This is a genomic window from Streptomyces sp. NBC_01264 (genome assembly GCF_026340675.1).
GTDB lineage: Bacteria > Actinomycetota > Actinomycetes > Streptomycetales > Streptomycetaceae > Streptomyces.
Map to the genome: position 1 here is coordinate 1189084 of NZ_JAPEOX010000001.1, position 25838 is coordinate 1214921.

Genomic DNA, 25838 nt, shown 5'->3' on the forward strand with positions numbered 1-25838 from the left:
CCGGGTACGGACGGCCCCCAAGCCGGGCCGGTTGGCACTGGCCGGAGGAGGTCGACCGAAGCGAGGCTGGTGCCGACGGAGGAGGAATTCACATGAGCCATCTCAAGTCCCGTCCACGCGTTGGCGTCCTGGTGAACAAGCGAGGGCCAGTGCCCGAGGGCGCGTCCGCGTACGTCCAAGCGAAGATGCTGGCAGCGATCGCACACGTGGGGCCGCCGGTCCTTGCCGTCCGCGCCAAGCTCACGCAGGCGGCCAACCCATCGGCGAGCCGTCCCGCCATCGCCCAGGCCGTGGTGAACGTGAACGGCCGCCCGGTGCGTGCCCACTGTGCTGCGGACACGATGTTCGAGGCGGTCGATCTCCTGCAGGAGCGACTGGCCGCGCGCCTCGCCAGTCCCCGGCAGCACGGCGGACGGGAACACCGTCCCGGCCACCACCAGCCGCCGCCGATTGACGAACCCCAGATCGTGCGCCAGAAGGCATTCGGCCTGGGACAACAGACTCCCGAAGACGCCGTCATCGACATGGAGTCCATGGACTACGACTTCTGGCTGTTCACCGACATGACATCGGGAGCCGATTGCGTCGTCTACCGCCAGGGGCAGACCGGCGGGCATCGCGTGGCCTCTGCCGGCGGAGACAGCCAGCAGTACGAAGCCGGTCCCCTGTTGAGCGTGAGTTCGGCCGCCGCCCCTGAATGCGGCGTCGACGCGGCAGTCGAGCGCATGCGTATCGCGGGCCTCGCCTTCGTGTTCTTCGTCGACTCGGCCACGGGACGAGGATGCGTCCTCTACCAGAGGCACGACGGCCACTACGGCCTGATCTCCCCTGCACCATAGAACATGGGCCCGATGCCGTGGCCGTCATCCCGCACAAGTGACGACCTCGGTGCGCGCGAGTGCCGTTGCCCGCGTTACCTCTTGGGAGCGCGGGCGACTTCACATGAGGGGCTCCGGCAGGCCGGGCGACAGAGGGCCGTTCGGCCCGGCTCCCGGGCCGCCTGGACCATCGCCCCCTACGGCCCGACGCGGAAGGGTGGGACATACACCGCCGACGGCGGTCGTGGCTCGGGCGTTCACGGTTCTGGAGGAGACACCATGTCACGTACGGTCATAGCGGGCCTCGACGGATCCCCCGCATCGCTGGCAGCCGCCGAGTGGGCCGCACGCGAGGCCCGGCGGCGCCGGCTCCCGCTCAAGCTCCTCCACGCGGTGGAGGAGTGGGTCCCGTCGTACGGCTACGCGTTGCAGACCGCGGCCACACCGTCGCCTCAGTACTGGGGCGAGCGCATTCCGCGGGAGGTTGCGCAGGAGTTGGCCGAGCGGCACCCCGATCTGGAGATCACCACGGAACAGGTGGACGGCCGGCCCTTGACCGTCCTGACCGCTGCCGCACAGGGGGCCGAACTCCTGGTAATGGGCTCGCGCGGGCTGACGGCGATGGCGGGCTTCCTCGTCGGATCCGTGTCCCAGGCCGTACTCGCCCACGCCGAGCGCCCCGTTGTGGTCGTGCGGCCCGGCGCCTGGACGGACACCGCCTATCTGCCCATACCCGTCGACAGCGGGCCGCAGGAAGGCGCCTACCGACCGGTCGTGCTGGGCTTGGACCTCTCCCGCCCGTGCGACGAGCTCCTCGACCACGCCTTCGACGCGGCGTCCTCGCGGCGCGCCCCGCTGCGTGTGATCCACAGTTGGAACATGCCGCCCGCTTTCCCCTTCGACATGGCGCTGCTCGCCGCCGAGGTACGCGACGGCACGGCGGCGGCCGCGGCGGCCGCGCTCGGCGACGCACTGCGGCCTTGGCGCGGCAAGTACCCCCAGGTTCGCATCGAAGAGGATTGCTCCGTCGGGCAGGCCGCCGGACATCTCATCGAGGCGTCGGCGGACGCCTCGCTGGTCGTCGTCGGCCGACGGATCCGCCGCTCGGGCATCGGCACCCACCTCGGCCCGGTCGCCCACGCCGTCCTCCACCACTCCACTGCGCCGGTCGCGGTCGTCCCGCACCCCTGAGTCCCAGAAAACAGGCAGCGTCGCCCGGATACGAGTGGCACCGGGTTTGCCAGGTTCACCTCCACTGGCGGACCCTGGCACTCCGAGCCGTGTGCTTCCGGGCCCGCACCCGGCACGCTCGGAATGCCGAGTACGGGTGTGCATCCCCGTGCTGGGGTAAACGAGCCGGCTGCGGGCGGGTTCTCAGCCAAGGGTGCCCGAGCTATATGCAGAACCGTTTTTGTTCCGCATCGTTGAAAGGTCCGAGCTCCCCAGAGGGACGCACCGGCGCGCCCCCTGCGCCTGCCGTGTTCCCGGGAGCTCACGGCATCCGGATCGCGGTGACAGGACCGCCCCGATGCCAGGCGCCCGGCAGCCCACCCCCTCCCCGGACTGCCGGGCGCCCCCACCAGGGCGCCGATCGACTAGCCAACCGGCCCGGGTGGTGTCCGACGGTGTAGTGAATCGTTCTTGCTCCGGTGGCGGTCGCCCGGACCTCCAGTCAGGCAAGGATCCCGTTGTCGATGACGCAGCCTGTTCGTGTCGTGTTCCGCTCCGCCCTGCGCGCTGCACCGGTCTTCGGTGAAGGACTGCGGGTGGCCCTGTACCAAGGCCAAGGCCCAGTCGGCAGCCGGGAGGCGGTGGAACGGAACCTGGAGCGTCTGACCGAAGTAGCCGCATTGGCTGCGGACTACGGCTGCCAGGCCGTCGTGTTCCCGGAGAAGTACACCACCGGCTACGCGATCGACCCCGAGCAGTGCCGGGAGCTGGCAGAGCACCGCGAGGGCCCCTCCATCGAGCGGGCCCGACTGGTTGCCAAAGAGCACGGCCTGGCCGTGGTCTTGCCTTACCCCGAGCGGGACGGGAACACCTTCTACGACTCGATCAGTGTGATCGCGCCCGACGGGCTCGTGGCGGCGAACTACCGCAAGACCCACCTGTACGGGGCTGCCGAGCGGCGCAACTACTCCTTCGGACAGGACCTGCCGCCCGTCGTCCATCTCAACGGCATCGCGGTGGGCGTGCTGAACTGCTACGAGTGCGAGTTCCCGCCCCTCTACCAATACCTCGCCGAACAGGGCGCCACGATCGTTCTCGGGCCCACAGCCGCGGACGGCCACTTCCGCCTGGCCGACGGCACCATGAGCCAGGTCCCCTACCAGGACGCCACCCGCCACATCATCCCCGCCATGGCCAGTATCTGGCGCCTGTTCATCGCCTACGCCAACCGCCGCGGCTGGGAACAGGTCCCTGCCGGCTCCTGGCAGTACCAGGGCAACTCCGGAATCTGGGCCCCCGACGGCGAACCACTGATCGCCGCAACCGCCGAAGACCGCCAGCACGACACCCTGCTCATCGCCGACTGCCTCCCCGCCACCGTGCCGCCCTTCAGCCCCGAAGGCCACCACCCCACCGACAGCCGTCTCACCCTCAACCCAGCCCTGCGCCCCGCCCACTGAGAACCCCTCGATGCTGGTACGGGCGCGCTGACGGACGACAGACGCTCCCATCGGAACCGATCGCACACGCGGCACTACCCCCGGCGACCGGTTGGCTCTCCACTCGCTGTCCACCAGCGGGGAGATCCAACCGGCCGCTATCAGGGATCGGATCCGAACGCCGAGGGCGGGGAGGTCAAGGAGGGCTGAGGGCCCGGGTCCCGGCCGATGTGCCGGCCGGGATCTGGGGGTGGCTCAGTGGGCCTGGTTGTCGGCCTGTTTGGGGAGGCAGAACATCAGGGCCCACATCAGGGCGAGGAGGCCGCAGACCCACCACAGCACGGTGACGAACGCGTCGCGGTTGGCCGCGCCGTCGGGGGAGCGGCCGGTGATGGCGAAGAACACCACGGCGGTGAGCGCGGTGCCCAGCGCGATGCCCAGGTGAATGGCGGTGTTGAACAGGCCCGAGGCCGAGCCGGCGTCCTCGTGCGGGACCCCGGCCAGCGACAGATCGGCGAGCGGGCCGGAGACCATGCCCAGGCCGAAGCCGATCAGCACCACCGGAGGGGTCATCGCCAGCAGGGTCAGATCGGCCTGGTGGCTGCCGGTCTGGAGCCCGTAGGCGGACATCGCAGCGGTCGCGATGAGGGCTCCGGCCTGCGGCAGACGGCGGGCGAAACGTCCTGCGGTCTTCGCCGCGATGGTCGCGCCGCCCAGTTCTCCCACGGAGAGCAGCACGAAGGCCACGGCCGCCTCCAGCGGGCTCAGTCCCAGTCCGCGCTGCAGGTACAGCGTCCAGGTCATGAAGAACAGGCCGCACAGCAGGCCGTGCATCAGGTCCGCGGCCATGCCCCCGGAGAACTGCCTGACCCGGAAGAGGGACAGGGTCACCAGCGGGGCGTTGTCCTGCCTGCGCCGCTGGTGGCGCAGGCAGACGCCGAGGACCAGGACTCCGGCGGCGAGCATGGCGAAGCACCACAGCGGCCATCGGTGGGCGTGGCCCTCGGTGAGCGGGAAGAGGATCAGGACGATGGCCAGGCCGGACAGCAGCATGCCGGCCAGGTCGAGGCGGTCGGCCTTGCGGAGGGTCGACTCGGGGATGAATCTGCCTCCGAGGAGGAGTACGGCCAGCCCGACGGGCACGTTGACCAGGAAGATCGGCCGCCAGGACAGCCCGAACAGGTCGGCCTGGGTGAGTACGCCGCCCAGGACCGGGCCCAGGACGTTGGCGATGGCCAGGACGGCCCCGTACAGGCCGAATGCCTTGCTGCGATTGTGGCCTTCGAAGGTGACGTGCATGGTCGCCAGGACCTGCGGGATCATCACGGCCACGCCGACGCCCTGGAGCAGGCGGGCGCCGATCAGCACGCCCGGGCCGGTGGCCAGTGCGCACAGCAGGGAGGCGGCGGTGAACACGACGGTGCCGATGAGCAGGATCCTGCGGCGGCCGTAGATGTCACCGAGCCGTCCGCCGGTGATCAGCCCGACGGCGACAGGGAGGGAATAGGCGGTGGTCAGCCACTGCACCGCGACCGATCCGGCACCGGTCGACTCCTGGATGGCCGGCAGCGCGGTCAGGACGACCGACTGGTCGAGCATGTTCATCAGCTCGGCGGTCAGCAGCACCAGGAGGGCGATCCAGGCCCCCATGGCCATCTTCGAGGGCCCAGGTGAGGGGTGGGTCGGGGTCTGGATGGAGGTGTGCTCGTGCTCGTTACCGAGCACGGAGGAAGACAAAACGCAAACTCCTGATCCAAAAGGAATCGGGGAGCCCTGCCGACAGCCGCACCGGGGCCGGAAAACACGGAACCCGGGGCAGACGGCAGAGCTGCACCCGGGAAGGAAAACTGCGGGGAGGGGTGACGCAACTCAGGCCAGCGCGACGTCCGCCCCCGGACACGTGCGACAACACAGCACGCGGGGAACACGGACGACTACATGGCCTGGTTAATAAGACGTCACCCCAAGATCGACACAGAAGGAACAGGAAGTTCGGTCACTGCCACCGAAACCTTGGCACAGGGACTCGAATACGGTACAGCACCCCCGCGCCACTCCGCACAGCAAATGGACCCGCCCCTTGCTCGGTCGCAACGCTCAGCGGCCAGGCGATGCAGCCCGGCCGGGCTGCACGCGTCCGGCGGCTACTGGAGGCAGTCCTCGCCATCTTCGGCTCGGCGCGCGCCTTCCTCACCCCACCCATCCACATTCCGGGGATGCTGGCCCCGGCAGCTGCTGTCGGCGCCCGGCCTCCCGTCAGCACGGTGCGGATCGGACTGAGGGGCTGCGGGCAGGACTAGCCGAAGCCCGAGCCCGCGCTTCTCGGCCTCGGCGGCTGCCCGCGCCAAGACCACGTACCAGTTCTCCGAAGGGTCGATGCTTACGAGGATCTCGCCGACTTCGCTCGTCGTCATGACGCCTCACTCCTGCTTTCGTCGCTGCGGGGGATGAGTTCGACGGGGCAGTGCGCATGGTGCACGAGGCTGTGCGTCACGCGCCCCAGGGTGCGTCCGATGTTTCCGGTCTTCCGGTGCCCGCCGATGACCAGCAGATCCGCGTGACGGGACGCCTCCACCAGCACACCGGCCACTGACACGCTCTCCTCGGAGTCGGCCTGTACGGTCAGAGAGGGGAATTCGTCCCGGATCTGCTCCGCGACGAACGCCAGACTCGACTGCGCGTGATGGCCGACGCCCTCGTTCAGGCCCTTGAGTTCTCTCACCGCCGAGCCGACGGACTGCAGGACGCTCCGGACACGCAGCAGTCGCAGTGAGGCCTTGCGCAGCTCGGCCGCCCGCGCCGCATGACGCACGCAATCGAGGTCACGCTCGTCACGGACGCCAGCCAGCACGACGTCGTGCCCGGCACCCTCCTCGCTCCCCCGGACGACGACCAATGGCGTGCGGGCCTCCGCCGCGACCTTGAGCCCGACCGAGCCCAGGGTCAATGCGCTGAATCCACCCGGCCCCCGATGGCCAACGACGAGGGTGCCACTGCTGCTTGCGGCCCGGCGCAGGCTCATGGCGGGCCCGCTGCGGCTGAACTCCGTCGTCACGGAGAGCGCGGGATGCCGGGCCTGCGCAGCCTGCGCAGTACCTTCGAGCAGTTCACGGCCTTCGGTACTGATCCGTTCCAGGTCCTCGTCCGAGAGATCGAGGACCCGGCCGTCGATGTCGGACCCGAACACGATGTGCAGGGGGCACCTGCGCCGGGCGGCCTCGTCCGAGGCCCAGAGCGCCGCCCACCGGGCCGGCTCGGACCCGTCGACACCGACGATGACCGATCCGAGTACCGGACCGCCACGGTTGCTTTCCATTGTTCCTCCACGCTGACTGCTCCTTGGGGACAGCTCCACGCTGTCACCGCGGTGCCCGACAGCAGAGGGTCCCTCAGGACCTCATCTGGGCCGAAGGTCCCGGCGGATGGCTCGCAGACGACGGTCCCTGCTGCTCAATCACGACTGCACCGATGATCATGCGCTGCCGCTGCCCATCCGGTCTCGTCGACATCTCCACACCGGGTGAACGCCCAGTCCCACCTGGACTTGCGCGGCTTCGGTACGGGCTTGCTTCTTGTCGCCCTCGCCACTCGCGTGGCGACCGGTGCTCGGCGCTGGCGCATACCCGCACCCTCGTTGCTGGTCGTCGCGGGCCTCGTCGTGGCGCTGCTGCCCGGCGCCCCGCAGATACACGTCACCCCGGAGCTCATCGACCTCGTAGCCCTGCCGCCCCTGCTGTACGCCAGCGCCGAGGAGATGTCCTGGCGCGAGCTGCGCACGGTGTGGAAGCCGGTGTCCCCCAGCTCCAGTACGCAGCACTGACCAGCCGCATCGTCCTCGAAGGGGCCATGGGGATCCTCGTGGAGCGCTGACAGTGCTCCGTGGACGACACGTTCGTCGCCCTGCGCTCCTACGCACGCGCCCACAACCTTCGACTCACCCAGCTAGTGGTCGAGAACGCCGACGTCTTCGACACCACTCTCATCCCCGCCGGGAGATGGGCTGCCCAGGTAGTGCCACCCGCAGGGCCCACAGGGCGCGGGAGGCGCAGGGCGGAGCCCTCGTGCTAAGCCGACCTCATCTTGTCGCGGCTGCCGGAACGGTCGTTCTTCCCCTCCTTGAGCCCTGGTCCTATTCTCCCAGCGGGAAGTGGTCCCGGCGCGGTGCAGCCCGCGCGAGGTGCCGCCCTTCCCGGGCTCCCAGTCCTCGAGCCGGAACGGATTACCGAGGCCGGGCCGGAGCCCTATCGCAGAACGCCGACGTGCAGAGCTCCGACCTCCGTCCTGCGCGCGTTCGAGACGGAGTACCGGTCACCGGCTCCGTAGACGCGGAGGACGCCTGCGGGGACGCGACAGCGGCGCTATCGCGTCCCCCTGCGCACGGCCACCGCCTTGGGGGGCGGCGGCCGTGCGGCCAGGCACTCCCCGGGCGGACCGCGTGGCCTCGCATCACTTCACCTCACAGGGTGCGTAGCTTGGTGGTGAAGACCTGGCCAGCGACGTTGTCCCCGAGGATCAGGCCGTCGATAGCGCCCCACGGGTGGACCCCGAGCCAGATGCGGCTGTCGGCATCCTCCTTGTCCGAGGCGCTGAAGCTGATGAAGTGGCGCTGCTTGAAAGGTGCGTTGAGTCCGTCGGCGGTGAGGTCGAAGGCGATGGTGTCGCTGCCGAAGTAGCGCTTCATGATTCCCGCCCAGGCGCCACCGAAGGAGGCGTGACCGGAGACGTAGGCGGGAAAGCGCGGGCTGACGTTGACACCGGCGTTGTTCTTCGGGAGGGGTTTCCCCTGCGGGTCCAGGCCGCCCTCGCGAATCGCGGAGACCGGGCCGCACCAAGATCCGGACCATATCCGGACCAGGCGCCGCCAGAGGACGGCACCAACTGCCGTTTCCCCTGTTCAGCATGGGTGTAGCTGCTGTACCACCAGGAGACCAAGAACTTATTAGTCAGTTATTCCCCCAGAAGATCGGCTTCTTCTAAAGTTTGAAAATCGTGCCTGACTTGCGCAAAAGCCTGGTCAGACATCCCATGCCGTTTCATGTCAAGAGGGATAGAGCTGGGCGTGGTGTGACCAGGCGGTTGCTTCGTCGTAGTGGGTGCGGGTTTTGAGGCATCCGTGGAGGATGCCGACGAGGCGGTTTCCGACCTGGCGGAGGGCAGGGTTGTAGCCGGCGTCGCGGGCGCGCTGCTTGTCGTAGTAGCGGCGGGCGCCGGGTGAGGTGTTCAGCGCGGAGAACGCCTGGAGTTGCAGGGCCGAGGCGAGGCGGTTGTTGCGGACGTAGCGGGCCTGGACGGTGTGGCTCTTGCCGGAGGCCCGGGTGATAGGGCTGGTCCCGGCGTAGTTCTTGCGGGCCTTCGCGTTGTCGTAGCGGGTGGGGTCGTCCCCGAACTCGGCGAGCACCCGGGCGCCGGTGATCTCCGCGATGCCGGGCATCGAGAGGTAGATCTCAGCGTCCGGGTGCTCAAGAAAATGTGCCTTCACCTGCCTTTCGAGCTCGGCTATCTGCTCGTTCAGACTGATCAGCAGGCGCGCGTGGGCTGTCGCGGCGGCCGCGTAGGCGGCGGTCACCGGTTCGGGCAGACCGAGGTGTTCTTCTCGCAGCGCGGTCTGGATCGTGGCGGCTTTCTGGGGCCGGTTGTGCCGGCGGTGGCGGGTCAGGACCGCGGTGATCTGGGGGCGCGTCAGCTTCGCCGCGGTGGCGGGCGTGGGCGCCTTGATCAGCAGCTCCAGTGCGTCCGTGCTGGTCAGCGCCAAGTCGGCGTAGGCGTCCAGGGCCGCGGGGAAGTACTCGCGCAGCGTATTGCGCAGCCGCTGGAAGGTGCGGGTGCGTTCCCAGATCAGTGTCTGGTGGGCACGGGCGACGACCTTCACGGCCTGGGCCTGCTCGCTGTCTCCAGCGACGGGCCGCAACTGGTCACGGTCGATACGGACCATGTCTGCCAGCGCGTGCGCATCGCCTTTATCGCTCTTGGCGCCGGAGGTTCCGTAGCGTTCCTTGAACCGGTTGACCTGCCTCGGGTTGATCGCGAACACCTGGTAGCCGGAGGCGATCAGGGCCTGCACCCACGGGCCGCGATCGGTCTCGATCCCCACCACCACCTCGGCGGAGTCCACATCCGCGCCACCGTACTTCGCGATGAGCGCGTGCAGTTTCGCGATGCCCTCCACCCCCTCGGGCAGGGTCGCGACGGCCAGCTTGCGGCCCGTCCCGTCCTGGACCTCGACATCGTGATGGTCTTCGGCCCAGTCGTCACCGATCAGCAGCAACAGTTCTCTCCCGCTCGTATCCGTTCGTTCAGTTGCACAGCAGCCTGCGGAAGGCACGGCACGCGGCCTAATGGATCCAGTGCTCACGCCCGTGGGCGGGCACGCCATCCCATCAGCGGTCATGGCCTCCCGGCCGACCAGCAGGGGCACGGTCTGACCACAGAACTCGAACGGCTCCGGCATCGGAAGTGCTCACCTGCTGGCGGCTACAACATCAAGTCTCTACGACCCGATACGTCCCATTAGGCACCGCCCTCCGGACGCACGACGCCACCGGGCCCACCGATTTTTGAGCTGAGTTCCCTCTGATATCCCCATCTCATGATGAAGATCCGGACCATGCACGGACTAGCGATCCCTGAAGACGGGACACCCCAGGAACAGATCTGGCGGGACCGGGGCGCGGCTGCGATCCGGGGCAACCGCGCCGTCGCCGGCAGCTCAGAGCCCACGATGCCATCCCCGTAATCCTCGTAATCGAGGTGGGGAGCGTGGCGGGTTCCGACGAACCCGGCCGTCGCGGGAGTGATCAGTCAGGCATGCAAGGCCCAGGACATCGCACCCTGGCCGGAGGGCTGCTTCACCTAGGCCACCGGCCTCGAACTCTCCGCCGGGACAGGGCCCCCGCCCGCCGCACGCCGACTCCAGGCCCGGCTCACCTTCCTCCGGCACGGCGAGGAGTTCCCGTACGACCTCTTCCTGGACCTTTCCTGAAAGCGGGACCTACCGGAGTTCGGCCGGATCCCGCCGGCCAGGCGAGGCCCACAGGAGAAGGGGAAGGGGTGCGGGGGCGGCCCGGGACGGGGGCCGCCCCCGCAGGGGAACCAGCGCGAGCGGGAAGTCCGGCGCTGGCCGGCCTTGCGGCCGTGTTGGTCGTGTTCGCGCGGTGGGACTACTCCTGACGGCCGCGCGCGGGCATGCAGCGGGAACCGGTCAGGCGGTGTGGCCGACGAGGAGGTCGGCAAGCTTGTTGAGCCGCTTGACGGTGCGTTCCTCGGTGGCCGCGGGCGCGGGTTCCATCCGCTCGCTCCGGTCGTAGTAGGCGCCGTTGACGATCTCGACAGCCGGGTCGCACAGCCGCACGATGTGGCCGGCTCCTTCAGACGCCGTCGCACCCTGGTGCCCGTACAGCGGCATAAGGGCGGTTTCGCACACGCCGGGGTTCACAGACACGGCTGTCACGCGCGGGTCGGCGGCGAAGACGGTGAGCGCGAGCTGCGACTGCGCGTACGCGGCGAGACGGGAGTAGCGGCGGGTCCGGTTGGGGTCGTTCCACATGATGGAGGCACTGCGGTGCATCGAGGAGGAGACGTTGACGACACGGCCACCAGGGGCGGTGGTCAGGGCCGGTGCCAGCAGGTTGGTCAGGAGGTAGTGGGCGAGGAAGTTGACCTGGAAGGCGAGCTCGTTGCCGTCCGGGGTGACGGTGTGGCGCTCCGGCGCCGCGACGGCGGCGTTGTTCACCAGGACGTCGAGGTGCGGGTACCCGGCCGTGATGCGGTTCGCGAGGCGCTCTACCTCATCGAGGTGGGCGAAGTCCGCCGCACACGGGCGGAGCATTTCCGCGTCGACGTCGGCCGTGGCGAGGAGGCGGTCCACCGCTGCCCGGGCCTCCCCCGGGGTACGGCCGTGGACCAGGACCGTGGCACCGCACTCGGCGAGCAGGCGCGCGGTCTCGTAGCCGATCCCGGACGTGGCTCCCGTGACCAGGATGGTGCGGCCGGACAGGAATGAAGGCATGTGTGGTTCCAGGGGAAGGGCACGGCGGCACCCGTGTGCGGGAAATCGCCTTGCGGTGAAGGGTTGTTGGGTATCGCGCAGGGCGTCAGCCCGCCTGCGGTACAAGGTGATCGCGGCGGGCGCACAGGGGCGGGCCGGGAGTCAACGGGTGTGGCGCCCCGGAAGGTGAACAGGACGCTGCACCGGCGGCACCGGATGCGGTGGCCGGTCGTCGTGGCGCTGACCGATGTTCACGTCATCCATCCAACTGGGCCCCGGTCGCCGGCTCAAGAGCCCTGATGTCCTCCTGATGGGCCTTTGACGGACTTCAGCCGGGGCGGCCTCGCACCGGTGTTGGCCGCGTGGCTCCGTACACGTCGAGGGTGCCGCCCTGGCGATCGCCGCCGTAGCCGTCAAGGAGGGTCGTGACCGCCTGGCGTGGAGAGTCCTGCTGCGCCCCATGCCAGTCGGCGGCGGCGCGATCGAGTCCGGCAAGGCCGAGGACGCCTGCGCGTGCCCGCCCGGCTGCGACTGCTGCTGACAGCGCACCCCGTGTGCTGAGCTGGTCGATCGCATGCCCACGGGCCCGGTCCCGACGTCAATGATCCGTAAGAAGTTGGCGAGGCGCCGTATGGGAGCCGTTTCGGGGTGATCACAGGTGGGCGGGTGCGGGGATACGTTCGATGACGCGTCCCCGGACTGCCTCCCCGCAACCGGCGCGCCACCTGCCACTCGTGGTTCCTCAGGGAGGGCCCCATGTGTTTGTTCCACTACGCCGACGAAGCCGAGCCTGAAGAACGGATCCCGGCCGGGCCTCTGTACGTGCCCGCCCGGCCGGGAGGAGCGCACCGGGTCGTGCGGCTGTTCCGTACCCCGCTGGGAACGCGCACGGCTGTCGGCTTCACCAGCCGGGACCGGCTGTCCGCCACGCTCGGGGCGGAGCAGCCCTGGATCCGGCTCTCCGAGGCCGCGCTCCGCGCGATGGCCGAGCCCCTCGGAGTGTCCCTGTTGACCGTCGACCCGACCCTCACCGCACCCCCGGTGGCTGCGAAAGCCACCACCTGCCCGGTCGGGGCACCGCTCAAGCAGGCACCCGCGCCCACCGCCCGGACCGTGTGAAGGGGAGCCCCGCATGACCATCACCGTTCTCCCCGACATACCGGCCGGCGCCGGTGAACTGTCCGTCTGGCCGGCGTCCACGGCCGCGCTCCCGCACGGCGGCCTGGCTGTCGGCGGAGTGTCCCTCGCCGAGATCGCCGAGCGCTTCGAGACCCCGGCCTACGTACTGGACGAGGGCGAGGTCCGCGGACGGTGCCGGACCTACCGGGACGCCTTTCCCGGTGCCGGTGTGCTGTACGCCGCAAAGGCCTTCCTGTCCCGCGCCATGGTGCGCTGGGTCGACGAGGAGGGCCTCGGGCTCGACGTCTGCTCGGCGGGCGAGTTGGAGCTCGCCGTCACCGCAGGGTTCCCTCCCGAGCGCATCGTGCTGCACGGCAACGCCAAGTCGCCCCGGGACATCGAGGCGGCGCTGCGACTCGGGGTAGGGCGGATCGTCATCGACAGCCCGTCCGAGATCGCCCGGATCGCGGCCGCCGTGGGGTTTGAGGGTCGCCAGAAGGTCATGGTGCGAGTAGTGCCGGGCGTCTCGGCCGGTGGCCACGACAAGATCCGTACCGGCACGGACGGCCAGAAGTTCGGCCTCTCCCTCACCGATGGGGGCGCGCAGCACGCGATTACGCGGGTCCTGGGCCAGCCTCAGCTCGAACTCATCGGACTGCACTGCCACATCGGTTCCCAGATCACCGAGGTGAAGCCCTACCTCGTGGCCCTGCGCCGCATGGTCGGGCTGATGGCCCGCGTCCGTGACATGCACGGCACCGAACTGCCGGAGCCGGACATGGGCGGCGGCCACGGCATCGCCTACCGGCCCGGCGAGCCCGCCCTCGACCTCACGGCGCTGGCCAGGCGGCTGCGTGCGGAGCTCGCCGCAGGCTGCGCCGCCGCCAACCTGACCGTGCCCCGGCTCCTCATCGAGCCCGGGCGGGCCGTCGTCGGGCCGGCCGGGGTCGCCCTGTACCGGGTGCTCGCCATCAAACACAGGGGCGAGACGGTGTTCGTCGCCGTCGACGGCGGCATGAGCGACAACCCGCGCCCCGCCCTGTACGGGGTGCGCTACGCGCCCCGCCTCATCGGCCGGCACTCGACGGCCGACCCGCGTACGACGACGGTCGTCGGCCGGCACTGCGAGGCCGGGGACATCCTCGCGGAAGCCGTGGAACTGCCCGGCGACATCCACCCCGGCGATCTGCTCGCCGTACCGGTGGAAGGCGCCTACCAGCTGTCCATGGCCTCCGGCTACAACCTCGTCGGCCGCCCGGCGGTCGTCGCGGTCCACGACGGGACGGCCCGCCTCCTCGTCCGGCGCGAGACGCTGGAGGATTTCCGCAGCCGGGACATCGGCGGTTAGCGCTCAGGTCTGTAGACAAGCTCGATCACCATCGCCGCGATGAGCCCCCAGACGCCGATGCCCAGCAGCCACATGACGTCGAGGGCAGCGCCGGTGGTGACGACCACCAGGCCCCCGGCCCCGAGGGCGAGCACGGTCCTGTGGATGCCGCGGTCGGGACTCCAGTCGATGGTCACAGCAGTGAGAATCCCGCCGGATCCCCGTCTCGTCGAGGAGCCGGCGGGATTCCTGTCGGCTTCTTGACGCCCCGTCGCCTGGCGTCAGCCGGCGTGGACGTGGGGGCGGCGGGCCCGGTCCGGTTCGGCCTCCCGGATGACCTCGCGGGTGACGGGCGCGACTTCGCCCTGGCCGAAGAGGAAGAAGCGCAGGAAGTTGGCCATCGGGTTGCCCTCGGTCCACTCGAAGTAGATGTGGGGGCGCTGGCCGGTCTCGTCGCGTACGTGGAGCAGGAAGGCCGCCAGGGCGTTGGGGATGCTGGAGCTCTCCAGGGTCAGGACGCGGTAGCGGCCGTGGAGCACTTCGCCGCGGACCCGCATGCCGGATTCGAACTCGGACGCGTCCAGGACGGTGACTTCGACGAACATGACGTCGTCACCGGGCGGGATGTCGTTGTCCGCGCGGATCTGTTCCTTCTTCTGCCGGTACTCGTCCAGGTCCCGGTTGTCGGGCTCGTTCGCGATGAAGCGGATCGTGCGGTTGGACGTGTCGCGGATGAAGCGCTGCGCCATGTCGTCCAGTTCGACGTGGGTGACGCGCAGCTCGAAGACGCGGGCCAGGCGGGACAGCAGCGAGAGCGCCATGATGCCGCCGATGAAGCAGGCGCCGATCTTGACGCCGTCGGGCCGCTCGACGACGTTCACGGCGGTGGTGTAGATGAAGACGGCGGAGATGACGCCGAAGCCGATGGTCCAGCCGCGCTCGCCCGCGCGGCGGGCGGCGATGGTCACGGCGACGGCGGCCGAGGTGATCAGGACGAGGACGCCGGTGGCGTACGCGCCGCCCTGCGCGTCGACGTCGGCGTCGAAGATCCAGGTCACCAGGAAGGCGACGAGGGTGAAGACGATGACCATGGGGCGCAGGGCGCGGGCCCAGTGCGGGGCCATGCCGTAGCGGGGCAGGTAGCGGGGCATCAGGTTGAGCAGGCCGGCCATCGCCGAGGAGCCGGCGAACCACAGGATGAGGATCGTGGAGATGTCGTAGACCGTGCCGAAGGCGGAGCCCAGGTACTCGTGGGCGAGGTAGGCGAGGGCGCGGCCGTTGGCCTCGCCGCCCGGCTTGAACTGGTCGGCGGGGATCAGGAGCGTGGTGATGAAGCTGGAGCAGATCAGGAAGACGCTCATGATGATGGCCGCGGTCGTCAGCAGCTTCTTGGCCCCGCGGATCCGGCCGGCCGGCTTCGCCTCGGTGTCCTCGGGGTCGCCCTTGACGTGCGGCATGACCGCGACGCCGGTCTCGAAGCCGGAGAGGCCGAGCGCGAGCTTCGGGAAGACGATGAGGGCGATGGCGATCATCATGAACGGGTTGCCGTGCTCGGTGGTCAGCGCGGTCGTCCAGTCGGTGATGACGTGCGGTTCGGTCATCACGTTCCACAGCCCGACGGCCACGACCACGACGTTCAGGCCGAGATAGGTGGCCACCAGGACCACGGCCACCCCGATGGCCTCGCTGAACCCCTTGAGGAAGACGGCCCCGAGCAGCGCGATCATGATCAGGGTGATCAGTACCTCGTGACCGTGGAGCGTGCTGGTGAGGTGCGGGTTCTCCACCAGGTGCGCGGTGGCGTCGGCGGCGGAGAGGGTGATGGTGATGAGGAAGTCGGTCGCCGCGAATCCGAGCAGGGTCAGGACGAACAGCTTGCCCTTCCAGAACGTCAGGAGCCGTTCCAGCATGGCGATCGAGCCCTCGCCGTGCGGGCTCTCCTCGGCGACCCGCCGGTAGACCGGCAGTGCACCGAAGAGCGTCAGCAGGACGAGCACGATGGTCGCCAGCGGTGACAGCAGTCCGGCGGCCAGCGCCGCGATGCCGGGCTGGTAGCCGAGGGTGGAGAAGTAGTCGAGACCCGTCAGGCACATGACCCGCCACCACGGCCGGCCGTGCGGCTGGGCCGCTGCCTCCTTGGCGGCGGGCGAACTGTTCTCGGCGGTCAAGCCTTCCAGCATCCACGCTCGCAGGCGCGAGGTGCGGGCAGGGGTGGCCATCGTGGTGGGCTCCTGTCGTACGGCAAAAAATCAGCCATCGACATCGACAGCGGAGCCAGCGTACGCAGCCTGATCACTTATGCACGCAGGTGAACCAATCCTGACGCGTCCTTAACACGGACAGACCCACCGGCGGCGTAGCGACCGGCATCGCCCCCGCCTCTCAAGCAGCAGCCGTACGAGGAGTGGGGGCGGCCCGGACGGGGGCCGCCCCCGTGGGGAACCAGCGGAGTGTGGATCAACGCTGGCCGGCCTGACGCGGCCATGGTCGGTGGTCTGTGGTGAAGGAAGCCCTTGACGGGCTTCAGCCGAGGCCGGGGATGGTGGACACCAGCAGGTCGATGAGCTTGATGCCGACGAAGGGCAGAATCAGGCCGCCGAGGCCGTAGACCCCGAGGTTGCGGCGCAGCAGGTCGTGTGCGGAGGCCGGCCTGTAGCGGACGCCGCGCAGGGCGAGCGGGATGAGAGCGACGATGATCAGGGCGTTGAAGATGATCGCCGAGGTGATCGCGGAGGTCGGGCTGCTCAGCCCCATGATGTTGAGTGCACCGAGGCCCGGGTAGGCCGCGGCGAACATGGCGGGGATGATCGCGAAGTACTTCGCCACGTCGTTCGTGATCGAGAACGTCGTCAGCGCGCCGCGCGTAATGAGCAGCTGCTTGCCGATCTCCACGATCTCGATGAGCTTGGTGGGGTTGGAGTCCAGGTCCACCATGTTCCCGGCCTCCTTGGCGGCCGAGGTACCGGTGTTCATGGCCACGCCGACGTCCGCCTGAGCGAGGGCCGGGGCGTCGTTCGTGCCGTCGCCGGTCATGGCGACGAGCTTGCCGCCCTCCTGCTCCCGCTTGATCAGCGCGAGCTTGTCCTCGGGGGTCGCCTCCGCGAGGTACTCGTCGACACCTGCCTCCGCGGCGATGGCCCGGGCCGTCAGCTCGTTGTCCCCGGTCACCATGACCGTACGGATCCCCATGGCGCGCAGCTCCGCGAACCGCTCCCGGATCCCCTCCTTGACGACGTCCTTGAGGTGGATGATCCCGAGCACCCGCGGGCCGTCCCAGTCGTGGACCGCCACCAGGAGGGGCGTGCCGCCGGACTCGGACACGGAGGCCGACCAGGTGGCGGCTTCCGCCGGTACGGTGCCGCCGCGCGCCACCACCCACTCGCATACCTGCGTCACGGCGCCCTTGCGGATCGCGCAGCCGGCGCCGCCCGCCCAGCTCAGGTTGATGCCGCTCATCCGGGTGCGGGCGCTGAACTCGGTGAACCGCGGGTTGCTCAGGTCCTCCACGGCTACCAGTTCCAGTCCGTGCTGCCGCGCGAGGGCGACGACCGATCGGCCTTCCGGGGTCTCGTCGGCGAGGGAGGACAGCTGGGCGGCATCGGCGAGTTTGACGTGGTCCACGCCGGGGAGCGGGATGAAGGCCGCGGCCTCGCGGTTTCCGAGGGTGATGGTGCCGGTCTTGTCGAGGAGGAGCGTGTTGATGTCGCCGGCCGCCTCGACTGCTCGGCCACTCATCGCGATGACGTTGCGCTGGACCAGCCGGTCCATGCCCGCGATGCCGATCGCGGAGAGCAGGGCGCCGATCGTGGTGGGGATGAGGGTGACGAGCAGGGCGACCAGGACCGTCGTGGACTGGGCGGCGCCCGCGTAGGCGGCCATCGGCTGGATGGTGACCACGATCAGGATGAAGATGACGGTCAGGGCGGCCAGCAGGATGTTCAGGGCGATCTCGTTCGGCGTCTTCTGCCGGGTGGCTCCCTCGACCAGGGCAATCATCCGGTCGATGAAGCTGTTGCCGGGGCGCGAGGTGACCCGCACGACGATCGCGTCCGACAGGACGGTCGTACCGCCCGTGACACCGGTCCGGTCGCCGCCCGACTCCCTTAGTACGGGCGCCGATTCGCCGGTGACAGCCGACTCGTCCACCATCGCCGCCCCGTCGACGACGTCCCCGTCGGCCGGCACCAGCTCTCCCGCCTCGACGAGGACGAAGTCGAAGGGCTGGAGCTCGGCCGGCGCGACCGCCTCGGTCTCGGCGTGCCGCAGGTTCGCCCCGTACGTCCAGTGGTTCAGCCGCAGTGCGACCGTGTCCGTACGCGCCTTGCGCAGCGACTCGGCCTGAGCGCGTCCGCGGCCTTCGGCGACGGCCTCGGCGAGGTTGGCGAACAGGACCGTCAGCCACAGCCAGACGCTGATCACCCAGGTGAAGACGGATGGGTGGAAGAGCGCCGACAGCGTGGTCAGGACCGATCCGACCGCGACGACGAACAGCACCGGCTTCTTTACCAGTTCGCGCGGGTGGAGCTTGGCGAAGGCCTCGCGGGCCGAGGCGGCGAGGAGTTCGGGCTCCAGCATGTTCGCCTGCCCGGCCCGCTTCCGGGGCGGCCGGTTGACCGGAGCCCCGGGAGGGGTGCCGAGACCCGGAGGAACGTGCTGCGCGGAGGCGGCGGGAGGCATGAAAGGACCTTCTGGTGAGTTCGGCTTCGGCAAGACACCCCTGCCGGCAAGCCGGGCAGGGGTGTGTGAGAGAGAGGTGTCGCCGCCGGGGATTACTCCATGGACCCCCTCGGCCGTCATGTGAGTGATCGAGGCCCCCGGCGGCGCAACAAGCAGGAAACTACCGCCCGATGTCCTGCTGTCCCCCGTGTACGCAGAGGAATTGGCGCCGTCTTGACGGCGGCGCACGAGCTGCGTCAAGCATCCGTCAGGGATGCGTCAACGCAGGTCAGCGCAGTTCAGCTCATGTCGTCGGTGATCCGGAAGCGCAGTCGGCAGATCACCGCATCCGTGTCGCGGCGTACCGCGTGGGCGACGACGGAACCGCGCTGGTTCTGCAGCATCCGCTGCCACAGGTGGGCGGGTTCTGTCTCCGGAATGACCACGGTCACCTGGGTTCCCGGATGTGTCTGCGCCAGCTCTCGGATGTACCCCGACACCGGACGGCCGAGCGAGCGGGTGTCCGAGGAGAGCTCGATCAGCTCGACGCCGGGCTTCCACAACTCCCAGTCCCGCCGCAGCGCTTCGGCTGCCTCTCGGTCCTCGGGAGCCGGGTGGGTCACCGTCACGGCGAGGACCTCGTCGCCGAGCGAGCGTGCGGCGGTCAGGGCCTGGCAGGTCAACTGGGACAGCCCGGAAACGGGTACGACAACCAGAGAGCGGGAGCGCCGGGGAGCCTGCGGGATACGGCCGAGCTCCAGGCGTTCCCCGATCTGAGCGTAGGTACGGTGGATCTTCTCGAACGCGAGGACGATGAGCGGGAGGGCGAGGACGATCAGCCAGGCGCCCTCGGTGAACTTGGTCGCGGTCACGACGATCGCCGAGACCCCGGTGAGCAGCGCCCCGAAGCCGTTGAGGGCCGCCTTGGCCCGCCAGCCACGCGGGCGTTCGCCGATCCAGTGCCGGACCATGCCGACCTGGCAGATGGTGAAGCCGACGAAGACGCCGATGGCGAAGAGCGGGACGAGGGTGTTGGTGTCACCGCCCGAGAAGACCAGCAGTACGGCGGAGACGAGAGCCAGCCACACCACACCGTGGCGGTGGACTTGGCGGTCGGCCTTGAGGGCGAAGAAGTGCGGCAGGAAGTTGTCGCGGGCCAGCAGGCTCATCAGCACGGGCAGGCCACCGAAGGAGGTGTTCGCGGCGAGCGCGAGGAGCACCATGGTGGCGAACTGGACCACGTAGAAAGCCGCGTTGTGACCGAAGGACGCGTCCGCGAGCTGGGCGAGGACCGTGACGCCCTCGACCGGCTGGAGGTGGAAGCGGCCGATCAGGACCGACAGCCCGATCAGCATCACGCCCAGCAGGGCGCCGAGCGCCACCTCGGTGCGCTGGGCCCGGCGGGCGGCCGGCGCGCGGAAGGACGGCACCGCGTTGGCAACGGCCTCGACACCGGTCAGCGCCGAGCAGCCGGCCGCGAAGGCCTTCAGCAGCAGGAGCGCACCGACCGTGGTGGCTCCTTCGCCCAGAGCGGAGGCGTGCCCGGCGGCCGAGGCGGTGCTGACCGGACCGTCGCGGAACAGGCCGACCACGACCATGGCCAGGATCGACCCGACGAACACGGCGGTGGGTACGAGGAAGGCCTTGGCCGAGTCCACGACCCCCCGCAGGTTCACCGCCGTGACCAGGACGAGGATCCCGAGGCAGATCCATACCCGCTCCGGGTACAGCTCCGGGAAGGCCGAGGTCAGCGCGGCCACACCGGCGGTGACGGATACGGCCACGTTCAGCACGTAGTCGAGGATCAGCGAGGCCGCGGCCACCAGGCTCGTACGCCGGCCCAGGTGCCTCTTGGCCACGGCGTACGAGCCGCCGCCGTCCGGGAACGCGGCGATCACCTGCCGGTACGAGGCCACCAGCACGGCCAGCAGCGCCGCGATCGCCAGGGTGACGGGGAGCGTGAAGCCCATCCCGTACGCGCCGGCCGCGGCAAGGACCAGCACGATCGACTCGGGCCCGTACGCGACGGAGGCCATCGCGTCGAGCGACAGGGCGGCCAGGCCCTGGAGGGCGGTCAGCCGGTGCGGGTCCTTCGCCCCCTGCGTCCGTGCGCCGGGATCAGGAGGCTCCTCCGTGCCCGGCGTCTTTCCTGCCGTCGTCGACTTTTCCATGTGTATGGACATCTCGCCTGTTCCTCCGTTGGACAAAGTGAGGACAGCGTCCGGACGGCGAGCCGGGATGACCAGTGCTCTTGGCGCGATCCATACGGCCTCCGACCCACTCTTCACGCACTCCTTACGTGGGGGCCGGAGATGCGTATGGGGTACGTCAAGACCTCGCCGACGTGAGTGACTCCCGCTTCGGCGGGGGCACGCTTGATGTGGGCAGCCGTGTCAGGCCGCCCTGACCGGACCCGAGCGGTCCTGGTCAGGACCTGCGTCTCCGGTCAGGAGGCATCACATTTCCGGGTACCGACTCCACGACCGCGCCGTACTGCTCGCGGCGCTCCTGGCGCCCTTCCTCGTGGCGCTCGCGCTCGTGCCGTTCCGCGGGGCGCTCTCCGCGACCAATGAGGCTCTGATCATGGTCATCGCTGTGGTCGCTGTCGCCGCTCTCGGCACCCGGGCCGCCGGCGCCCTGGCCGCACTCTCGGCGGCCGCCTGGTACGACTTCCTCCTCACCCGGCCCTACCAGCGGTTCACCATCGCCGACGATGCGGAGATCCAGACGGCTGTTCTGCTGCTCTGCGCCGGCCTGATCGTCTCGCAGCTCGCCGTGCGCACACGCCGACTCCAGGCCGCCGTGGTCACCGATACCGCACACCTGTCGAGCCTCCAGGGGACCGCCCGGCTCGCCGAGGACGGCGGCTCGCCCGAGGACGTGGTCGAGTACGTGCGCCGCGAGCTCGTCGGCCTGCTGGGCCTGCGCGGCTGCCGCTTCGAGTACGGGACCCTGATGGGGAACCTGCCGCGCCTGGAGCACGGCGGCGGCCTGTGGCTCCGGCGCGGCGACCGGATCACCGAATACGCCGACTGGCCGGACGGGGAGACCGAACTGCGCGCCGTCGGCGGCGGCCACTACTACGGCCGCTTCCTCCTCGACCCGCTCCCCGGACGCCCCCTGCCCTCCGAAGAGGCGCGTCTGGTGGCGGTCGCCCTGGCCGCGCAGGCGGGAGCCGCTCTGGACACGGCCGACCTCTCCCACCAGGGCTAAAGAGCGGTTGACGGGCGGTTCACGGCCCTTGGCGTAAGCACGGCGTTAAGAGTTCCCTGACGGGCGTATGGACACCGTCAAGGCGTCTTAACGCCGGGGTGAAGACACGGTTATCTCGTCATCGGCCGTCTGGCCGATTCTTTTCTTCCCTCTTCATCCAGGAGCTCACGGTGGCCGATCTGGCCTTCGTCGTCACCACGGTCGCGATCTTCGCGCTGGTGGCCCTTATCGCCCGGGGGGTGACCAAGCTGTGAACGCCGAAAACATCATCGGCCTCCTCGTGGCCGTCTCCCTGCTCGGATACCTCATCCTCGCCCTCGTGTACCCGGAGAGGTTCTAGCCACCGATGAGTCCCGTTCTCGCTGGTGTGCTCCAGCTCCTCGCACTGATCGCCGCGCTCGCACTGGCCTACCGCCCGCTGGGCGACTACATGGCCAAGGTCTACTCCTCCGAAAAGCACTACAAGCCGGAGAAGTGGATCTACAAGGCCATCGGCGCCAACCCCTCGGCCGAAATGCGCTGGCCCGCCTACCTCCGCGGTGTCCTCTCCTTCTCGGCGGTCTCCGTCCTCTTCCTCTACGGCCTCCAGCGGGCCCAGGGCATCCTGCCCGGCTCGCTCGGCTTCTCCGCGATCGACCCGGACCAGGCCTTCAACACGGCCGCGTCCTTCGTCGCGAACACCAACTGGCAGTCGTACTACGGCGAACAGGCCATGGGCCACGTCGTCCAGACCGGCGGCCTCGCGGTGCAGAACTTCGTCTCGGCGGCGGTCGGCATGGCCGTCGCGGTGGCCCTCGTACGGGGCTTCGCGCGCTCCCGCACCGGTGAACTCGGCAACTTCTGGGCCGACATGGTCCGCGGAGTCGTCCGTATCCTGCTGCCCATCTCCGTCGTCGGCGCGATCATCCTCGTCGCCTGCGGCGCGATCCAGAACTTCTCCGGCATCCACGAGGTCGGCCAGTTCATGGGCGGCACGCAGCAGTGGAACGGCGGCGCCGTCGCCTCCCAGGAAGTCATCAAGGAGCTGGGTACCAACGGCGGCGGTTACTTCAACGCCAACTCCGCGCACCCCTTCGAGAACCCCAACCCGTTCTCGAACCTCTTCGAGATCTTCCTGATCCTGGTCATCCCCTTCTCCCTGACCCGCACCTTCGGCCGGATGGTCGGGAACCTGCGCCAGGGCTACGCGATCCTCGCGACGATGGCCACCATCTGGATCGGCTTCACCGCGCTGATGATGTGGACCGAGTTCGCCCACCACGGCCCGGCGTTCGACGTGGCGGGCGGCGCGATGGAGGGCAAGGAGACCCGGTACGGCATCGCCGCCTCCTCGATCTTCTCGGTCGCCACCACGCTCACCTCCACGGGTGCGGTCAACTCCTTCCACTCCTCGTACACCGGGCTCGGTGGCGGGATCCAGCTGCTGGGAATGCAGCTCGGCGAGATCGCACCCGGCGGCGTCGGCTCCGGCCTCTACGGCATGCTCGTCATGGCGATCATCGCGGTGTTCATCGCCGGCCTGATGGTCGGCCGCACCCCGGAGTACCTGGGCAAGAAGATCGGTACCCGCGAGATCAAGTTCGCGGCGCTCTACATCCTCATCACCCCGGCCCTGGTGCTGTGCTTCACCGCGGCGGCCATGGCGCTGGACACCCCGGGCAACTCGATGACGAACTCCGGAGCGCACGGCTTCTCCGAGATCCTCTACGCCTACACCTCCGGCGCCAACAACAACGGCTCCGCCTTCGCGGGCCTGAACGCCGACACGCAGTGGTTCAACAGCACCATCGGCATCGCCATGCTGCTGGGCCGCTTCCTGCCCATGGTGTTCGTCCTGGCGCTGGCCGGCTCGCTGGCCGAGCAGAAGCCCGTCCCCGAGACGGCAGGCACCCTGCGCACCGACAAGCCCCTCTACACGGGCCTCCTCGTCGGAACCATCCTCATCGTCACCGGTCTGACCTACTTCCCGGCCCTCGCGCTGGGCCCGCTCGCCGAAGGGCTCGCCTCATGAGCACCGCCACACCCACGAGGGCTCCGCACCAGGACGTGCCCACCGGCCACAAGCCTGCCGGTCGGGTCGGCGGCGGGCTCTTCGACCCGAAGCAGCTGCTGAAGTCCTTCCCCGACGCGGTGAAGAAGCTCGACCCCCGCGTCATGATCAAGTCCCCGGTCATGTTCGTCGTCCTGATCGGTTCGGTGGTCACGACCGTCCTGGCGATCAAGGACCCGACGGACTGGTTCGGCTGGGCGATCACGACTTGGCTGTGGCTGACCACGATCTTCGCGAACCTTGCCGAGGCAGTGGCCGAGGGCCGCGGGAAGGCCCAGGCCGACACCCTACGCAAGGCCAAGACCGACTCCGTCGCCCGCCGCCTGACCAACGACGGCAAGGGCGAGGAGCAGGTCCCGGGCACGGATCTGCGGATCGGCGACCTGGTCGTGTGCGAGGCCGGGGACGTCATCCCCGGTGACGGTGACGTCGTCGAAGGCGTCGCCTCGGTCGACGAATCCGCCATCACCGGCGAGTCCGCCCCGGTCATCCGCGAGTCGGGCGGCGACCGCAGTGCGGTCACCGGTGGCACCAAGGTGCTGTCCGACCGGATCGTCATCAAGATCACGACGAAGCCCGGCGAGACCTTCATCGACCGGATGATCGCCCTGGTCGAGGGCGCGTCCCGGCAGAAGACGCCGAACGAGATCGCCCTGAACATCCTCCTGGCGTCCCTCACCATCGTCTTCCTGCTCGCGGTGGTCACCCTCCAGCCGTTCGCGATCTACGCGGGCGCCAAGCAGTCGATGATCGTGCTGACCGCACTGCTGGTCTGCCTGATCCCGACCACCATCGGCGCCCTGCTCTCGGCCATCGGCATCGCCGGCATGGACCGCCTCGTCCAGCGCAACGTCCTGGCCATGTCCGGGCGTGCGGTGGAAGCCGCCGGCGACGTCTCGACCCTGCTCCTCGACAAGACCGGCACCATCACCCTCGGCAACCGCCAGGCCTCCGAATTCGTCCCGGTCAAGGGCACGACGGAAGCCGAGCTGGCGGACGCCGCACAGCTCTCGTCCCTCGCGGACGAGACCCCCGAGGGCCGCTCGATCGTGGTCCTCGCGAAGGAGAAGTATGGCCTGCGCGAACGCCACCAGGGGGAACTGGCGCACGCCGACTGGATCGCCTTCACGGCACAGACCCGTATGTCCGGTGTCGACGTGGACGGCAAGAAGACCCGTAAGGGCGCGACCGGCTCGGTTGTCGCCTGGGTCAAGGAGCAGGGCGGCCAGGTAGCCGAGGACGCTCAAGCCCTTACGGACCGGATCTCCCAGGCCGGTGGCACCCCGCTGCTGGTGGCGGTCGAGGACGACAAGGGTGCTCGCGTCCTCGGTGTCATCCACCTCAAGGACGTGGTCAAGGAGGGCATGCGCGAACGCTTCGACGAACTGCGGCGCATGGGCATCAAGACCATCATGATCACCGGCGACAACCCGCTCACCGCCAAAGCCATCGCCGAAGAGGCGGGCGTCGACGACTTCCTCGCCGAAGCCACCCCCGAGGACAAGATGGCCCTCATCAAGCGCGAGCAGGCCGGCGGAAAGCTCGTCGCCATGACGGGCGACGGCACGAACGACGCCCCGGCGCTGGCGCAAGCCGATGTCGGCGTCGCGATGAACACGGGCACCTCGGCCGCCAAGGAGGCCGGGAACATGGTGGACCTGGACTCCAACCCCACCAAGCTCATCGAAATCGTGGAAATCGGCAAGCAGTTGCTGATCACCCGGGGCGCGCTGACCACCTTCTCCATCGCCAACGACGTCGCCAAGTACTTCGCGATCATCCCGGCCATGTTCGCCGTGGTCTACCCGGGCCTGGACAAGCTCAACATCATGGGCCTGGCATCCCCTGAGTCGGCCATCCTGTCGGCCGTCATCTTCAACGCGCTGATCATCATCGCCCTGGTCCCGCTCGCCCTCAAGGGCGTCCAGTACAAGCCGACCAGCGCGGACAAGATGCTCCGCCGGAACATCGGGATCTACGGACTCGGCGGTCTCATCGCCCCGTTCATCGGCATCAAGCTCATCGACATGCTCATCACCCTCATCCCCGGAATCGGCTAAGG

General features: G+C 69.2%; 19 protein-coding genes and 1 pseudogene. 11 read left to right on the forward strand and 9 right to left on the reverse strand.

All coding sequences use genetic code 11. From position 1 onward, the window contains the following. The first annotated feature begins 92 nt into the window (after positions 1-92). The 3 genes from OG435_RS05405 (at position 93) to OG435_RS05415 (ending at position 3448) form a co-directional block, all read left to right on the forward strand. Positions 93-839 carry a ribosome hibernation promotion factor gene (locus OG435_RS05405; RefSeq protein WP_266875652.1) on the forward strand — a complete coding sequence of 249 codons (747 nt, stop codon included), beginning with the start codon at positions 93-95 and terminating at the stop codon, positions 837-839. Positions 840-1097: 258 nt separating this feature from the next. Beyond that, a complete protein-coding gene (locus OG435_RS05410; protein ID WP_266875653.1) occupies positions 1098-2009 on the forward strand; it encodes a universal stress protein in 912 nt (303 codons plus the stop codon). A 503-nt stretch (positions 2010-2512) separates the two neighbouring features. After that, on the forward strand, positions 2513-3448 hold the full coding sequence (locus tag OG435_RS05415; RefSeq protein WP_266875654.1) for a nitrilase-related carbon-nitrogen hydrolase: 936 nt from the start codon (positions 2513-2515) through the stop codon (positions 3446-3448). A gap of 234 nt (positions 3449-3682) precedes the next feature. On the opposite strand, the gene OG435_RS05420 is transcribed toward OG435_RS05415, so the two are convergent. Both OG435_RS05420 and OG435_RS05425 read right to left on the reverse strand, forming a co-directional pair. Beyond that, positions 3683-5164 (reverse strand): MFS transporter, encoded by a 1482-nt coding sequence (locus OG435_RS05420; protein ID WP_266875655.1) that lies wholly within the window; start codon positions 5162-5164, stop codon positions 3683-3685. A 673-nt stretch (positions 5165-5837) separates the two neighbouring features. Beyond that, complete coding sequence (locus tag OG435_RS05425) at positions 5838-6743, reverse strand: universal stress protein (RefSeq protein WP_266881536.1); 906 nt, start codon at positions 6741-6743, stop codon at positions 5838-5840. Positions 6744-6971: 228 nt separating this feature from the next. Here OG435_RS05425 and OG435_RS05430 point away from each other — a divergent pair. After that, positions 6972-7223, forward strand: a pseudogene (locus OG435_RS05430) (cation:proton antiporter); the annotation flags it as partial. A 660-nt stretch (positions 7224-7883) separates the two neighbouring features. Here OG435_RS05430 and OG435_RS05435 read toward each other — a convergent pair. From OG435_RS05435 to OG435_RS05445, 3 genes are all read right to left on the reverse strand, one after another. After that, positions 7884-8108: a hypothetical protein gene (locus OG435_RS05435; protein WP_266875656.1), complete on the reverse strand. Its 225-nt coding sequence runs from the start codon at positions 8106-8108 to the stop codon at positions 7884-7886. Positions 8109-8465: 357 nt separating this feature from the next. Continuing rightward, positions 8466-9692 (reverse strand): IS110 family transposase, encoded by a 1227-nt coding sequence (locus OG435_RS05440; protein ID WP_266875563.1) that lies wholly within the window; start codon positions 9690-9692, stop codon positions 8466-8468. 933 nt (positions 9693-10625) lie between these two features. Then, a complete protein-coding gene (locus tag OG435_RS05445) occupies positions 10626-11432 on the reverse strand; it encodes an SDR family NAD(P)-dependent oxidoreductase (RefSeq protein ID WP_266875657.1) in 807 nt (268 codons plus the stop codon). Between the two features lie 735 nt (positions 11433-12167). Between OG435_RS05445 and OG435_RS05450 the strand changes: the two genes are divergently transcribed. Both OG435_RS05450 and lysA read left to right on the forward strand, forming a co-directional pair. Then, on the forward strand, positions 12168-12530 hold the full coding sequence (locus tag OG435_RS05450) for an SAV_915 family protein (protein WP_266875658.1): 363 nt from the start codon (positions 12168-12170) through the stop codon (positions 12528-12530). A gap of 13 nt (positions 12531-12543) precedes the next feature. Further along, positions 12544-13878 carry a diaminopimelate decarboxylase gene (gene lysA, locus OG435_RS05455; protein ID WP_266875659.1) on the forward strand — a complete coding sequence of 445 codons (1335 nt, stop codon included), beginning with the start codon at positions 12544-12546 and terminating at the stop codon, positions 13876-13878. Here the strand turns inward: lysA and OG435_RS05460 are convergent. From OG435_RS05460 to OG435_RS05475, 4 genes are all read right to left on the reverse strand, one after another. Continuing rightward, positions 13875-14054 carry a hypothetical protein gene (locus OG435_RS05460; protein ID WP_266875660.1) on the reverse strand — a complete coding sequence of 60 codons (180 nt, stop codon included), beginning with the start codon at positions 14052-14054 and terminating at the stop codon, positions 13875-13877. The two genes, lysA and OG435_RS05460, sit on opposite strands and share 4 nt — an antisense overlap. A gap of 84 nt (positions 14055-14138) precedes the next feature. Next, the gene (locus OG435_RS05465) at positions 14139-16076 is read right to left on the reverse strand and encodes an APC family permease (protein ID WP_266875661.1); all 1938 of its coding nucleotides are present in this window, start codon (positions 16074-16076) and stop codon (positions 14139-14141) included. A 304-nt stretch (positions 16077-16380) separates the two neighbouring features. Continuing rightward, positions 16381-18534 carry a potassium-transporting ATPase subunit KdpB gene (gene kdpB / locus OG435_RS05470; protein WP_430625584.1) on the reverse strand — a complete coding sequence of 718 codons (2154 nt, stop codon included), beginning with the start codon at positions 18532-18534 and terminating at the stop codon, positions 16381-16383. 278 nt (positions 18535-18812) lie between these two features. Next, positions 18813-20696 (reverse strand): APC family permease, encoded by a 1884-nt coding sequence (locus OG435_RS05475; protein WP_266875662.1) that lies wholly within the window; start codon positions 20694-20696, stop codon positions 18813-18815. A gap of 325 nt (positions 20697-21021) precedes the next feature. Between OG435_RS05475 and OG435_RS05480 the strand changes: the two genes are divergently transcribed. From OG435_RS05480 to kdpB (OG435_RS05500), 5 genes are all read left to right on the forward strand, one after another. Beyond that, positions 21022-21726 carry a DUF4118 domain-containing protein gene (locus OG435_RS05480; protein ID WP_323187937.1) on the forward strand — a complete coding sequence of 235 codons (705 nt, stop codon included), beginning with the start codon at positions 21022-21024 and terminating at the stop codon, positions 21724-21726. 98 nt (positions 21727-21824) lie between these two features. Further along, positions 21825-21980, forward strand: a complete 156-nt coding sequence (locus OG435_RS05485; RefSeq protein WP_266875663.1) for a hypothetical protein — start codon at positions 21825-21827, stop codon at positions 21978-21980. Next, a complete protein-coding gene (gene kdpF / locus OG435_RS05490) occupies positions 21977-22066 on the forward strand; it encodes a K(+)-transporting ATPase subunit F (RefSeq protein WP_266875664.1) in 90 nt (29 codons plus the stop codon). Before OG435_RS05485 ends, kdpF begins: the two co-directional genes overlap by 4 nt. Positions 22067-22072: 6 nt before the next feature. Then, positions 22073-23737, forward strand: a complete 1665-nt coding sequence (gene kdpA / locus OG435_RS05495) for a potassium-transporting ATPase subunit KdpA (protein WP_266875665.1) — start codon at positions 22073-22075, stop codon at positions 23735-23737. Next, positions 23734-25836 (forward strand): potassium-transporting ATPase subunit KdpB, encoded by a 2103-nt coding sequence (kdpB, locus tag OG435_RS05500; protein WP_266875666.1) that lies wholly within the window; start codon positions 23734-23736, stop codon positions 25834-25836. Before kdpA ends, kdpB (OG435_RS05500) begins: the two co-directional genes overlap by 4 nt. Positions 25837-25838: the final 2 nt, after the last annotated feature.